Here is a 13,535-nt window from a genome sequence, read left to right as displayed (position 1 = left end):
CCCCCCCCCCGGCGCGCAGGTGGCGGTGTTGCCGGAATATTTGTCGCTGGAGCTGGGCGCCACTTTCGGCGCGGCGACTCAGGGCGATTTGCACGCGTCGTTGGTCGCCACCCAGGCGTACCACGACGCGTGGTTGGAGTTGTTCGGACTGCTGGCGCGCGAACTGCGCATGCACATAGTCGCCGGCAGCTTCCTGTTCGACCCGGGCCACGGCCGCTACCGCAATCGCAGCTACGCCTTCGCTCCGGACGGCGGCCGTCTGTGGCAGGACAAATTGCAGCTGACCGGTTTCGAAAAACAGGCCGGCGTGATCGAGGCCGGCGATGCGCTGACCACCTTCGCGCTGGGCGAACATCGCGCCGGCATCGCGATCTGCTACGACATCGAATTCCCGCTGCCGGTGCGCGCGCAATGCGAGGCCGGCGCGCGTTTGCTGATCTCGCCCAGTTGCACCGACACCCAGGCCGGCGCCACCCGGGTCCGCGTGGGCTGCCTGGCGCGGGCCCTGGAAAACCGCTGCTTCGTCGCCCAGGCGGTGACCGCGGGCGAGGCGCTGTGGAGTCCGGCGTTGGACGTCAATACCGGCGAGGCGGCGGTGTACGCGCCGATGGATGTAGGCCTGCCGGCCGACGGCGTGCTGGCGCAGACCCGCGGTAATCAGTCGTGGGCGTATGCGGACCTGGATTTCGCGGCGCTCGAGGCCAGCCGTGCGCGCGCGCAGGTGGCCAACGATCGCGATTGGATGGGACAGCTGCGGCCGGGTTTGCTCAACGCGCGTGTGCAGGATTTCGGCTGAACTTCAGTTGCGCCGGCCGATCTGGTTGCGGGTACGAAAACGGCGGCCATCGGCCGCCGTTTTCGCGATCCGCGCGGCCGCGCTCAGGAGAACAACGAAACCCCCGGCACCAGCCACAGCGAGACGCCCGCCAGGGTCGAGCCGATCGCGGTCGCGGCGACGACATCGCTGGGGTAGTGCAGCCCCAGCACCACCCGCGAGGCCGCCACGCTGGCGGTGAACGGCACCAGCAACCAGGCCAGCATCGGGTAATGCGCCATCGCCACCAGACTGAAAGCGACCGCATGCAAGGTGTGCCCAGACGGGAAACTGAACTCATCCAGCGGTGCGACCCAGGCGTGGATGCGCTGGTCGGAGGCGAACGGGCGCGGCCGCCGGGTCCAGCGCTTGAGCAACTTGTACAAGGCCAGCGCGATCACCCCGGTCGCGGCCAGATGCGCCGAGGCGCGCAAGCCGTCGTAACCGTCGACCACGATCAGCGCCGCCATCAGCGCGTACCAGAACACGCCGTCGCCGAGCCGGCTGACCGCGGCGAAGTAAGCGCGCGAGCTACTGCGTTCGCCGAGGCGATTGGCGCGCAGGCACCAACCCGATTCGCCGGCGATCAGACGTTTGCGCAAGGGCAACCGGTTCATACGACCTCCTGCTTGGGTTTGCTGTCGTCGTTGAGGCGCAATGGGGTGCCGCGCGCGCCGCGCTCGGCCAAGCCATGCAACAAGGCGTCGAAATCGGCCGCGACCTGTTGCGGGCGCAGGCCGCTGATCGCTTCGCGGCCTGCGCGCGACATGTCCGCGCGCAATCGGTCCTGACTGCCGATGCGCGCGGCCGCGGCGATGAAGCCGGCGTCGTCGCCGTCGGCGATGGCCGCGCCGTGCAGACCGTCGCGCAGATGCTCGTGCGCGGCGCCGTAGTCGAACGCCACCGTCGGCACGCCGCTGGCCATCGCTTCCAGGGTCACGTTGCCGAAGGTTTCGCTGTGGCTGGGGAACAGGAACAGATCGCCGCTGGCGAAATGCTCGGCCAAAATCTCGCCGCGTTTGAGCCCGCAGAAAATGAAATCCGGATTGTCGCGTTGCAGCTTGGCCCGCGCCGGCCCGTCGCCGACCCAGACAAAGCGCGCCTGCGGCCGTTGCTTTTGCAACTCGCGGAACGCGCGCACGGCCAGGTCGAGATTTTTTTCCGCGGCGATCCGGCCGACGTAAATCGCCGCCAGGCCGTCGTCGTCCAGTCCCCACTCGCGCCGCAGCGCGGCGCTGCGGCGGCGCGGATCGAACAACTGGGTGTCGACCGCGCGCGGCAGCCGGACCACGTCGTGGAAGCCGTGCGCGCGCAGGAACTCGGCCAGTTCGCGGGTCGGCACCAGGGTCGCGTCGGCGCCGTTGTGGAAGCGGCGCATCCAGGCCAGCGCGGTGCCGACCAGAAACGGCGCGCCGTAGTCGCGCATGTATTCGTCGAAGCGGGTGTGGAAGCCGGTCGCGGCCGGGATCCCCAGGCGGCGGGCGGCCTTGAGCGCCGACCCGCCCAGCGGGCCTTCGGTGGCGATGTAGATCGCGTCCGGCGTCTCGCGCTTCCAGGCCTCCAGCAGGCGGCCGGCGCAGGGCAGGCCGAAGCGCAGGCCGGGATAGCGCGGCAGCGGCAGGCCGCGCACCAGCAGTTCGTGCGCGGCGGCCTGGGCCGGGTCCTGGTCCTGGCGCGGGCGGACCAGGCCGACCTGATGACCGCGGGCGCGCAGACCCTGCTCCAGACCTTGCACGGTCAGGGCGACGCCGTTGATTTCCGGCGGATAGGTCTCGGTGACGATCGCGTAGCGCATGGCGCGGCTCCGGGTTTGCGCAATCGTGGGCTTGCGGCGTGTCCCGGGCGTTGCGGTCGGGTTACGCGGGCATGACGCGGCCGCCGTGGGTCGGGGTGGGTAATCGTTTTCATTGGCTCCGGTCACGTATTCGCGGTGAAAATCGCGTCAACGCTTGCGAGTCAATAGCGTCGCGCTGCCCGCATGTTCCGGAGTGTTAACAAGCCGATCCCTACAATCGCCCGGTTTATCCGATTCGAAGGTATGCGCTTGCAGCGACGCGAACTCCTCAAGGCCATGAGCCTGCCGTTGGCCACGGCGGCCATCGGCGGCGCCTGGTCCGGGTGGGCGTCGGCCGCCGCGGCGGGATCGGCGTTCGGCGCCGACACCGTGCCGGCGATGGCGCGGGCGCTGGCGGCCAAGCCGTATCGGCCGGCCAACGCGGATCTGCCCGAGGCCCTGGCCCGGATCAAGTACGACACCTGGCGCGACATCCGTTTCGATCCGGCCCAGGCGCTGTGGAAGTCCGAGCGCTTGCCGTTTCAATTGCAGTTCTTCCACCGCGCGTTCTTGTTCAAGCAGCGGGTAGACATGCACGTGGTCGATGGCGGCGTCGCCACGCCGGTGGTGTACGCGCCTAGCATGTTCAGCTTCGGCAAGGCGCCGCGGCCGGCGCAGAACGATCTGGGCTTCGCCGGTTTTCGCGTGCACGCGCCGATCAACCGCGCCGATTACTTCGATGAGGTCTGCGCGTTCCTGGGCGCGAGTTATTTCCGCGCGGTCGCCAAGGATCTGCTGTACGGGCTGTCGGCGCGCGCGCTGGCGTTGAACACCGGCGCCGCAGGCGATGAAGAATTTCCGGCGTTCACCGGGTTCTGGATCGAACGCCCGGCGGCCGGCGCGAAGCGGATCGTGGTGCATGCCTTGTTCGACAGCCCCAGCGTGGCCGGCGCGGTGCGTTTCGCGATCACCCCGGGCAGCGAAACGGTGTTCGACACCCAGTTGCGCCTGTACCCGCGGGTGAGCTTGCCGCGCGCCGGCATCGCGCCGCTGACCAGCATGTACCACTTCGACGCCACCGACCGGGTCGGCATCGACGACTTCCGTCCGGCGGTGCACGACTCCGATGGCCTGGCCGTGCACAACGGCGCCGGCGAACAACTCTGGCGTCCGCTCAACAACCCCGCCGCGCTGCAGGAAAGCGCGTTCCAGGATCGCACTCCGCGCGCGTTCGGCCTGATGCAGCGCAAGCGCGCCTTCGCCGATTACGCCGACAGCGAAGCGCACTACGAACGCCGCCCCAGCGCCTGGGTCGAGCCGATCGGCGATTGGGGCGAGGGCGCGGTGCATCTGCTCGAGATCCCGACCCGGGACGAATACAACGACAACATCGTCGCGTTCTGGCGTCCGCGCGCAGCGTTGGCGCCCGGCCGCGAGCACCGTTTCGATTACCGTCTGCACTGGTGCGCCAAGCACAGCTGGCGCGCCGCGCTGGCGACGGTGGCGCGCACCCGCATCGGCGCCGGCGGCGACGGCGCGCGGCTGGTGGTGATCGACCTGGAAGGCGGTGGCCTGGGCGCGCTGCCCAAGCAAGCGCAGCCGCGCGCGGTGGTGTGGGCGTCGGCGGGGCAAGTCGCCAACGCCGTGGCCCACCCCAATCCGGGCACCGGCGGCTGGCGGTTATCGTTCGAATTGCGGCCCGGCGATGCGCGCGCCGTCGAACTTCGCGCAGTACTCGAGGACGGCGACGGCCCTCTTTCCGAAACTTGGCTTTATCGTTGGACCGAATGAACGCAACTGCCGCTCCCCCGAAACCCGCCGCGTCCGTGCCCTATGAGGCGTTGCCGCCGGAATCGCCGATGGCGATGCCGGTGCAATCGCTGAAGGTCGGCGAACGTCCCAAAGGCCGGCTGCCCAGCGCGCCCACCGCGATGGGCTGGCGCCGCTTCTACGTGATCGGCGGCGCCGCGCTGCTGACCCTGACCGCGGCGTACCACATCCTGCGCGTGCTCTACGTCGGCGGCCTGAGCCTGCTGGAAGCGGTGCTGCTGGTGTTGTTCGTGCCCTTGTTCGCCTGGATCGCGCTGGCCTTCGCCAGCTCGTTCGCGGGTTTCCTGCTGATCCTGTCGCGGCGGCGCTGGCGCTTCGGTCTCAAGCAGGGCGGCGAGCTGCCCGAGCTGGGCCAGCGCACCGCGTTGTTGATGCCGACCTACAACGAAGACCCCGAGCGGCTGATGGCCGGTCTGCAGGCGATCTACGAGTCGGTCGACGCGACCGGGCAGATCGACAAGTTCGATTTCTTCATCCTCAGCGACACCACCAAGGAACCGGTTCGCCAGGCCGAGATCCGCGCGTTCCAGTCGCTGCGCGAACGCACCGGCGGGCATGGCCGGATTTTCTACCGTCGCCGCAAGAACAACGCCGAACGCAAGGCCGGCAACATCTCCGAATGGGTGCGGCGCTTCGGCGGGGCCTACCCGCAGATGCTGATTCTCGATGCCGACAGCCTGATGACCGGCGAGGTGATCGTGAAGTTGGCCGGCACGATGGAACGCAACGCCGACGTCGGCCTGATCCAGACCTTGCCGATGATCGTCAACGGCCAGACCCTCTTCGCGCGCATGCAGCAGTTCGCCGGGCGCGTGTACGGGCCGGTGATCGCCTACGGCATCGCCTGGTGGCACGGCGCGGAAAGCAACTATTGGGGCCACAACGCGATCATCCGCACCCAGGCCTTCGCCGATCACGCCGGCCTGCCGGAACTGCGCGGCTACAAGCCGTTCGGCGGCACCGTGCTGAGCCACGATTTCGTCGAAGCGGCCTTCATGCGCCGCGGCGGCTGGGCCCTGCACATGGTGCCGGGACTGGTCGGCAGCTATGAGGAAGGCCCGCCCTCGCTCACCGACATGCTGGTGCGCGACCGCCGCTGGTGCCAGGGCAATCTGCAACACGGCGCGGTGGTTTCGGCCAAGGGTCTGCACTGGATCAGCCGCATGCACATGGCCATGGGCATCGGCCATTACTTCACCGCGCCGATGTGGGCGATGTTGATGCTGGTGGGGCTGATCATTCCGCTGGACCGGGTCGATTACTTCAAGTGGCAGAGCGTGCGCCTGCCGGGTTTCTCGCCCAGCGCGTACTGGCGCGACCAGGACCCCGACCGGGTGCTGTGGGTGTTCATCGCCACCATGGCGGTGCTGCTGGCGCCGAAGTTCATGGCGTTCCTGGCGATGCTGACCGACCGCGAGACCCGGCGCGGCTGCGGCGGTGCGATCCGCGCGTTCTTCAGCATGATTTTCGAAACCGTGCTGGCGGCGCTGATGGCGCCGATCACCATGTACGTGCAATCGCGCGGGGTGGCCGAAGTGTTGGCGGGCAAGGACTCGGGCTGGGAATCGCAGCGCCGCGACGACGGCAGCCTGCCGTTGTCCGGGCTGATCCGCAGCTATGGCGGGTTGACCTTGTTCGGTGTGTTGATCGGCGCGATGGCCTACGCGATCTCGCCGCCGCTGGCGGCGTGGATGTCGCCGGTGATCCTGGGCCTGGTGATCTCGATTCCGGTGGTCGCCTTCACCTCGGCCAAGGCGCCGGGGCAGTGGTTGCGCAAGATCGGCATCTTCCGGATCCCCGAGGAAATCACCCCGCCGCCGGTGCTGGTGCGGGCCAAGCAGCTGCGCGCCGAAGCCGCGCAGCGGTCCTTGCACTGAGTCACGCTCCGCGCACGGCGAGGGCGCCGCGCGGCTGCGTAACCGCGCCGCGCGCGGCTATGCTGGGGGCATGAACGATGCCGCCGCCCCCGATCCCGCGCTGAGCCACGTCGTCGGCGCCACCGCGCCGCCGCTGCTGGAAGAAACCATCGGCGCGATGCTTTCGCGCATCGCCGCGGCCTGGCCCGAGCGCGAAGCGCTGGTGGTGCCGCCGCAGGGCGTGCGCATGAACTGGCGCCAGTTCGATGCCGCGGTCGATCGTCTTGGCGCGGGCTTGCTCAAGCTCGGCCTGGCGCCGGGCGACCGCATCGGGGTGTGGTCGCTCAATCGGGTCGAATGGGTGCTGCTGCAATTCGCCAGCGCCCGCGCCGGCCTGATCCTGGTCAACATCAATCCGGCTTACCGCACTCATGAGCTGGAATACGCTTTGAACCTGGTCGGATGCCGGGCCTTGGCGATCGTGCCTTCGTTCAAGACCTCGCTGTACCTGGACATGCTGCGCGAACTGGCGCCGGAGCTGGGCCAGCATCCGCCCGGCCTGCTGCGCGCGCGGCGTCTGCCCGATCTGCGCCACGTGCTGACGATGGGTGCGGGCGAGCCGCCGGCCGGCGCGCACGCCTTCGACGCCATCGCCGCCTGCGACGACGCCGACGCGCACGCACTGCTGGGTGAAGTGGCGGCAAGCTTGTCGGCCAGCGATGCGGTCAACATCCAGTTCACCTCCGGCACCACCGGCGCGCCCAAGGGCGCGACCCTGACTCATCGCAACATCGTCAACAACGGCTTCTTCGTCGGCGAGGCGATGCGCCTGAGCGAACGCGACCGGCTGTGCATTCCGGTGCCGTTCTATCACTGCTTCGGCATGGTCCTGGGCAATATGGCCTGCGTCACCCATGGCGCGTGCATGGTGATTCCCGGCGAAGGCTTCGATCCGCTGGTCACGCTGAGCACCGTGGCCGCGGAGCGCTGCACCGGCCTGCACGGCGTGCCGACGATGTTCATCGGCGAACTGGAACATCCCGAGTTCGCCCGCTTCGATCTGTCCAGCCTGCGCACCGGGATCATGGCCGGTTCCAACTGCCCGATCGAAGTGATGAAGCAGGTGGTCGGGCGCATGCACATGGAGCAGGTGACCATCGCCTACGGCATGACCGAGACCAGTCCGGTCAGTTTTCAGACCGTCCCGGAAGACCCGCTGGCGCGGCGGGTGGATTCGGTCGGGCGGGTGCATCCGCATGTGGAAGTGCGCATCGTCGACGAACGCGGCGCCACCGTACCGCGCGGCGAGATCGGCGAGCTGCTGACCCGCGGCTATTCGGTGATGCAAGGCTATTGGGGCGACCCCAAGCGCACCGCCGAGGCGATCGACGCCGAGGGCTGGATGCACACCGGCGACCAGGCCGTCGTCGACGCCGACGGTTATTGCCATATCGTCGGACGCCTGAAGGACATGCTGATCCGCGGCGGCGAGAACGTGTATCCGCGCGAAGTCGAGGAGTTCCTCTACACCCATCCGGCGATCGCCGACGTACAGGTGTTCGGCGTGCCCGACGCCAAGTTCGGCGAGGAAGTGTGCGCGTGGATCCGGGTGGCCGAAGGCGCCGCGCTCGATGCCGACGGCGTGCGCGGGTTCTGCCAAGGGCGCATCGCCCAGTACAAGGTTCCGCGTTACATCGAGTTCGTCGAGGCGATGCCGATGACGATCAGCGGCAAGCCGCAGAAGTTTTTGATGCGGGAGAGGATGGTCGAGTTGTTGGCGGTGCGCGCAGGGGCTTGAGCTGCGCGCACTTGCGGATCTCGTTCCCGCGAAGGCGCGCTCGGTTTTACTTCGGTGGAACCGAACATCCCGCGGCCTCAGCGCGATCCCACCAAGCCGTCATTCCCGCGAATGTGGGAATCCAGAGACTTCAGCGCGATCTTTCCAGATCGTCATTCCCGCGAATGCGGGAATCCAGAGGCTTCAGCGCCATCTCTCCAGAGCGTCATTCCCGCGAACGCGGGAATCCAGCGACTTCAAACGTTCTCGCCCGAAAGGCCCTGGATGTTCGGCTTCGCCGAAGTAAAGCGGAGCCCGCCTTCGCGGGAATGACGTTCTGGAGGGTTGCGTTCTGACAGGTGGCGTTTCAGTGATTTGCACCGAATCGACAGCCCCGCACCGGCGCGACCGCCGATACGCCCCACTCAAGCCGCCAACAACTTCAACGAAATCCCCAGCCCCGCCATATCCTGCGGCTCGCCCTCCAGATCCGCGCGCACCAGCGGCCGCGATTCCAGCCAACGCTTGGACACGGTGAGGGTGAGGGTGTTGCCGTCGGCGTGCGCGTCCAGTTGCGGGATCGGATCGGACTCGTGCGCGCGGTGCAGCAGCACCGCCAGGCGCAGCAGCGCCGAGCTGCGCCGGACCGCGGCGAGCAAACGGTCGGGCAGGGCCTCGAAGGCGTTCTTGGAAATGCCGCGGCGATGGGTGCGCACCAGCGCGGCCAGGAATTGCTGCTGCTGGCGCGAGAAGCCGGAAATGTCCGAGTTCTCGATCACGTAGGAGCTGTGCACGTGGTATTGGCTGTGCGCGATCACCAGGCCGAGCTCGTGCAGACGCGCGGCGCGGATCAGCATCAGCCGGTCGTCGGCGTCGAGCTGCCAGTTCTTGGCCACTTGGTCGAACAACCGCAGCATGGTCGCTTCCACCCGCGCCGATTGCTGTTCGTCGATGCCGTAGCGCTTGACCAGCGCGCGCACCGCCGCATCGCGCGGATCGTCGGCGCCGCCGCGGCCGAGCATGTCGTACAGCACGCCCTCGCGCATCGCCGCCTTGCTGATGGCCATGCGTTGCAGGCCCAGCACGTTGAAGGCGGCTTCCAGAATCAGGATGCCGCCGGCGATCACCGGGCGGCGGTCGGCCGACAGGCCGGGCAGGTCGATCGCGTCGATGCGGTCGGCCTGGAGCAATTTGTCGCGCAGATGCGGCAGGGCCTCGGCGGTGACTGCGCCCTTGGTCAGCTTCATCGCCGCGCAGATCTCGCCGATGGCCTTGTTGGTGCCCGAGGAGCCCAGTGCCTCGTGCCAGCCCAGCGAACGGTAGGTGCCGGCGAATTGCTGGAATTCGGCCGAGACCTCGGTCAGCGCATCGCGCCATTTCTTCTTCGACAGCTTGCCGTTCTCGAAGAACCGGCGGGTGCTGGCGATGCAGCCGACCTGCAGGCTTTCGCGCTCGATCGCCTCGAACGCCGAGCCGATGATGCATTCGGTGGAGCCGCCGCCGATGTCGATCACCAGACGCCGCTCGCCCGGCTTGGACGGCTGCGCGTGGGCGACGCCCAGGTAGATCAGGCGCGCTTCTTCGCGGCCGGACACCACTTCGATGGCGTGGCCCAGCGCCGACTCGGCCGGCATCAGAAAGCCCTGCGGCGCGGCCAGCCGGCGCACGGTGTTGGTGGCGATGGCGCGGACCCGCTGCGGCGGCACGTCGCGGATGCGCTGGCCGAAGCGCGACAGGCATTCCAGCGCGCGCTGACGCACTTCCGGCGCGAGCCCGCCCTTGCGGTCCAGGCCCTCGGCCATGCGCACGGTCTCGCGCAGGCGGTCCACCGTGCGCAACTGGCCCAGCACGTAGCGCGCGACCACCATGTGGAAACTGTTCGAGCCCAGGTCGACCGCGGCGAGCAGGTCGCCGTCCTGGAGCGGCAGGCGGGTGGTCGGGAAAATATTATTCATGCGCGGAAGTTTGGGTCATCCGCACAATTTGGCCAACAGCGTGGACTGGGCCGAGTGCGGCATCGCGCCCTCGGCCGGGGTCACCCGCAGGTAGTCTCCGTCGGCTTGCAGCTCCCAGGAATTGAGGTTGTCGGCCAGATAATTGGCCAGGGCTTCCTCAAAGACGCGGCCGCGCAGGTCCGAATCCAGGATCGGGAAGCCGGTCTCCACGCGCCGCAGCAGGTTGCGTTCCAGCCAGTCGGCGCTGGAACAGAACAGGTCCGGCGCGCCGTCGTTGGCGAACCAATAGACCCGGTGATGCTCCAGGAAACGGCCGACGATGGAGCGCACGCGGATGTTGTCGGACACGCCCGGCACGCCCGGACGCAAGGTGCAGGCGCCGCGCACGATCAGATCGATCTGCACCCCGGCTTGCGAGGCCTGATACAGCGCGCGGATCACCTGCGGCTCGTTCAGTGCGTTCATCTTGGCCACGATGCGCGCGGGTTTGCCGGCGCGCGCATGCTTGGTTTCGCGGTCGATGCGCTTGAGCACGCCGGCATGCAGGGTGAACGGCGATTGCAGCAGGCACTTGAGCTTGAGCGACGGCGCCAGGCCCGAGAGTTGCTGGAAGATCAGGTGCACGTCGTTGCCGATGTCCGGATCGGCGGTGATCAGGCCGAAGTCGGTGTAGGCGCGCGCGGTGCCGCTGTGATAGTTGCCGGTGCCCAGGTGGACGTAGCGTTTGAGCTTGCGGCCCTCGCGGCGCACGATCAGCAGCATCTTGGCGTGGGTCTTGTAGCCGACCACGCCGTACACCACCTGCACGCCGGCCTCCTGCAAACGGTCGGCCAGGCCCAGGTTGGCTTCTTCGTCGAAGCGCGCGCGCAGCTCGACCACCACCGTCACGTCCTTGCCGTTGCGCGCGGCCTGGACCAGTTGCTCGACGATCGGCGAATCCTTGCCGGCGCGGTACAGGGTCTGCTTGATCGCCAGCACGTTCGGGTCTTCGGCGGCCTGACGCAGCAGTTCCAGCACCGGCGCGAACGAATCGAAGGGGTGGTGCAGCAGCATGTCGCCGTCGGCGACGGTATCGAACAGGCTGTCGATGCCGGGCGCCACGCGTTGCGAGTACGGCGGGAACTTGAGCTCGGGGCGCTGGACCAGATCGTAGACCTGGATCACGCGGTTGAGATTGACCGGCCCGTTGATGCGGTAAACCGCGTTCTCGGGCAGGTCGAAATTCTCCAGCAGCGTGCGCACGATCGGCTTGGGGCATTGCTCGGCGATTTCCAGCCGCACCGCGCGCAGATAACCGCGCCCGATCAGCTCATCGCGCAAGGCCAGGGCGATGTTGTCGACTTCTTCCTCGTCCACCAGCAGCTCGGAGTTGCGGGTCACCCGGAACTGGTAGGCGCCCTTGACCTCCATGCCCGGGAACAGTTCGTCGACGAAGGTCGACAGCACCGAGGACAGGAACACGAAGTCGTGCTTGCCGCCGGAGACGTTCTCCGGCATCTGGATGATCCGCGGCAACGAGCGCGGCGCGCGCACGATCGCCAGATTGCCGGCGCGGCCGAACGCGTCCTTGCCCTTGAGCACGACCACGATGTTGAGCGACTTGTTGAGGATCTTCGGGAACGGGTGCGCGGGATCGAGGCCGAGCGGCGACAGCACCGGCATGATTTCGTCGCGGAAGTACGCGCGCAGCCAGCGGGTCTGGCGCGCGTTCCAGGAGTTGCGGCCGAGCACGCGCACGCCCGAATCCTGCAGCGCCGGGCGCAGCACGTCGTTCCAGCATTCGTACTGCGCCTTGACCAGTTCGGCGGCGCGGTCGTGGATGCGCGAGAGCACCGTCTGCGGGGCCAGCCCGTCGGGGCCGGGCGCCAGGCCCAGATCCTGGGCGTGGCGCAGGGTGCCGGCGCGGATCTCGAAGAATTCGTCGAGGTTGGTGCAGGAGATGCACAGGTACTTCAACCGCTCCAGCAGCGGCACCTGCGGGTCCTGGGCCTGCGCCAGCACCCGGAAGTTGAAGTCGAGTTGCGAGAGCTCGCGGTTGAAGTACAGCGCGCTGTCGCGCAGCGGATCGGTGTCGAGCGAGGTTTCCGTCATCGCATTCATGGCGCTGCTGCTTCGATCCTGGTGGTCAATCGGATGAGTGTTGCAAATCTTGCCCTGCCTCGGCGTGATGCGGCGTATCGTCCAGGGCATCGAGCGATTCGTTGTACGCGTCGCGGCGGCGCATGCGGTCGGTATTGAAGTGGCAGGCGAAGGTGCTGCCGCGGCCGACTTCGCTGGCGATTTCCAGGCGCGCGCCGTGCAGATGCAGCACGTGTTTGACGATCGACAGGCCCAGCCCGGTGCCGCCGCTTTCGCGCGAGCGGCTGGTGGACACGCGATAGAAACGCTCGGTGATCCGCGGCAGGTGCGCGGCCGGAATGCCGTAGCCGCTGTCGACCACTTCCAGCACCACGCCGCGGGCGATGCCGCTGCTTTCCGGGCGGAAACGGATGCGGATGGTGCCGCCGGCCGGGGTGTAGCGGATCGCGTTGCCGACCAGATTGGAGAACGCGCTGTGCAGTTCCTTGTTGGAACCGAACAGGTCCACGCCGGCCAGATCGTCCATGGCGATTTCGTGGCGGCCCTGGCTCAAGGCGTTGGCTTCGCGCTTGAGCGTGGCCAGCATCGAGGACATCGACACGGTTTCTTCCGCCGGCAGACTGTCCTGCGATTCCAGCCGCGACAGGGTCAGCAGGTCTTCGACCAGCTGGGTCATGCGCTGGGATTGGCGCTGCATCTCGGCCAGCATCGGCGCCCAGTCCGGATGTTCTTCCGGATCGAGCATGTCCAGGTAGCCGTGGACCACGGTCAGCGGCGTGCGCAGTTCGTGCGAGACGTTGGCGACGAAGTCGCGGCGCATTTGTTCGAGCTGGAGCAGGCGGCTGACGTCGCGCGCGACCAGCAGCCACAGGTTTTCCGAATACGGGATCAGGCGCAGGCTCAGGGTGATCGCCGGATTCCACGGCGAGGCCGCTTCCAGCGGTTCGGCGTTGCGGCCCGACGCCAGCCAATGCGACAGCTGCAACGGCTGCAGGCGCTGCACCACCGGCGCGCCGATGTCGCGCGGATAGCGCAGGCCGAACAGGCCGGTGGCGGCTTCGTTGAACCACTGGATGCGCTGGCTGTTGCGTTCGACCACCACGATCGCGTCGGGCATCGCCGCCGCGGCGGCGCGGTAGGCGCGCAGCATTTCGATCAGCCGGCGCTTGCGCCCGCGCATTTCGGCCTGGCTGCGGTGCAGCAGCCGGTCGAGTTCGTTCCAGATGCCTTCGCCCAGCGGCGGGGTCAGGCGCTGGCGCGCGGTCAGCCGGATCAGCACCCGCCGCAGCCGCCAGTAATGCCAGGCGACCACGCCGAGCGCGGCGACGGTGACGATCGGCCAGGGATAGCCGACCAGAACCCCGAGCACGGCCGCGCCGACCAGGATCAGGGCCAGCTGACCGAGGGTGCGGAACCAGGCGGAGCGTGCGCGGGGCGGCATACCCCCAGC

General features: G+C 68.0%; 9 protein-coding genes. 4 read left to right on the top strand and 5 right to left on the bottom strand.

Features of this window, described 5'->3' with window-relative positions:
• Positions 1-796, top strand: a 796-nt coding sequence (locus V7787_RS39390; RefSeq protein WP_336093041.1) for a carbon-nitrogen hydrolase family protein, incomplete at its 5' end; no start/stop codon positions are given.
• An 83-nt stretch (positions 797-879) separates the two neighbouring features.
• Here V7787_RS39390 and V7787_RS39385 read toward each other — a convergent pair.
• Positions 880-1,431, bottom strand: coding sequence for a phosphatase PAP2 family protein (locus V7787_RS39385; RefSeq protein WP_336093039.1), 552 nt, complete (start codon positions 1,429-1,431; stop codon positions 880-882).
• Positions 1,428-2,609 (bottom strand): glycosyltransferase family 4 protein, encoded by a 1,182-nt coding sequence (locus V7787_RS39380; protein ID WP_336093037.1) that lies wholly within the window; start codon positions 2,607-2,609, stop codon positions 1,428-1,430. Before V7787_RS39380 ends, V7787_RS39385 begins: the two co-directional genes overlap by 4 nt.
• Before the next feature lie 249 nt (positions 2,610-2,858).
• Here V7787_RS39380 and V7787_RS39375 point away from each other — a divergent pair, with 249 nt between their 5' ends.
• The 3 genes from V7787_RS39375 to V7787_RS39365 all read left to right on the top strand — a co-directional run bounded on the left by V7787_RS39375 (position 2,859) and on the right by V7787_RS39365 (position 8,072).
• Positions 2,859-4,379 carry a glucan biosynthesis protein gene (locus V7787_RS39375; RefSeq protein WP_336093036.1) on the top strand — a complete coding sequence of 507 codons (1,521 nt, stop codon included), beginning with the start codon at positions 2,859-2,861 and terminating at the stop codon, positions 4,377-4,379.
• Positions 4,376-6,295, top strand: coding sequence for a glucans biosynthesis glucosyltransferase MdoH (mdoH, locus tag V7787_RS39370; RefSeq protein WP_336093035.1), 1,920 nt, complete (start codon positions 4,376-4,378; stop codon positions 6,293-6,295). Before V7787_RS39375 ends, mdoH begins: the two co-directional genes overlap by 4 nt.
• Before the next feature lie 70 nt (positions 6,296-6,365).
• On the top strand, positions 6,366-8,072 hold the full coding sequence (locus tag V7787_RS39365; protein ID WP_336093034.1) for an AMP-binding protein: 1,707 nt from the start codon (positions 6,366-6,368) through the stop codon (positions 8,070-8,072).
• Between the two features lie 404 nt (positions 8,073-8,476).
• Here the strand turns inward: V7787_RS39365 and ppx are convergent, their stop codons facing one another.
• The 3 genes from ppx to phoR are packed head-to-tail and all read right to left on the bottom strand — an operon-like array spanning position 8,477 to position 13,526.
• The gene (ppx, locus tag V7787_RS39360; RefSeq protein WP_336093032.1) at positions 8,477-10,006 is read right to left on the bottom strand and encodes an exopolyphosphatase; all 1,530 of its coding nucleotides are present in this window, start codon (positions 10,004-10,006) and stop codon (positions 8,477-8,479) included.
• Positions 10,007-10,021: 15 nt separating this feature from the next.
• Complete coding sequence (ppk1, locus tag V7787_RS39355; protein ID WP_336093030.1) at positions 10,022-12,106, bottom strand: polyphosphate kinase 1; 2,085 nt, start codon at positions 12,104-12,106, stop codon at positions 10,022-10,024.
• A gap of 25 nt (positions 12,107-12,131) precedes the next feature.
• Positions 12,132-13,526, bottom strand: a complete 1,395-nt coding sequence (phoR, locus tag V7787_RS39350) for a phosphate regulon sensor histidine kinase PhoR (RefSeq protein WP_336093029.1) — start codon at positions 13,524-13,526, stop codon at positions 12,132-12,134.
• Positions 13,527-13,535 lie beyond the last annotated feature (9 nt).

It is taken from the genome of Pseudomonas sp. CGJS7, assembly GCF_036961695.1.
Note: the sequence above shows the minus strand (reverse complement) of the source record. Positions and strands in the feature narration are given on the sequence as shown.

Coding starts and splice junctions, on each gene's coding strand:
- ppk1 (WP_336093030.1), bottom strand. CDS start 12,106: ATGAATGCGATGACGGAAACCTCGCTCGACACCGATCCGCTGCGCGAC.
- V7787_RS39380 (WP_336093037.1), bottom strand. CDS start 2,609: ATGCGCTACGCGATCGTCACCGAGACCTATCCGCCGGAAATCAACGGC.
- mdoH (WP_336093035.1), top strand. CDS start 4,376: ATGAACGCAACTGCCGCTCCCCCGAAACCCGCCGCGTCCGTGCCCTAT.
- ppx (WP_336093032.1), bottom strand. CDS start 10,006: ATGAATAATATTTTCCCGACCACCCGCCTGCCGCTCCAGGACGGCGAC.
- phoR (WP_336093029.1), bottom strand. CDS start 13,526: ATGCCGCCCCGCGCACGCTCCGCCTGGTTCCGCACCCTCGGTCAGCTG.
- V7787_RS39385 (WP_336093039.1), bottom strand. CDS start 1,431: ATGAACCGGTTGCCCTTGCGCAAACGTCTGATCGCCGGCGAATCGGGT.
- V7787_RS39365 (WP_336093034.1), top strand. CDS start 6,366: ATGAACGATGCCGCCGCCCCCGATCCCGCGCTGAGCCACGTCGTCGGC.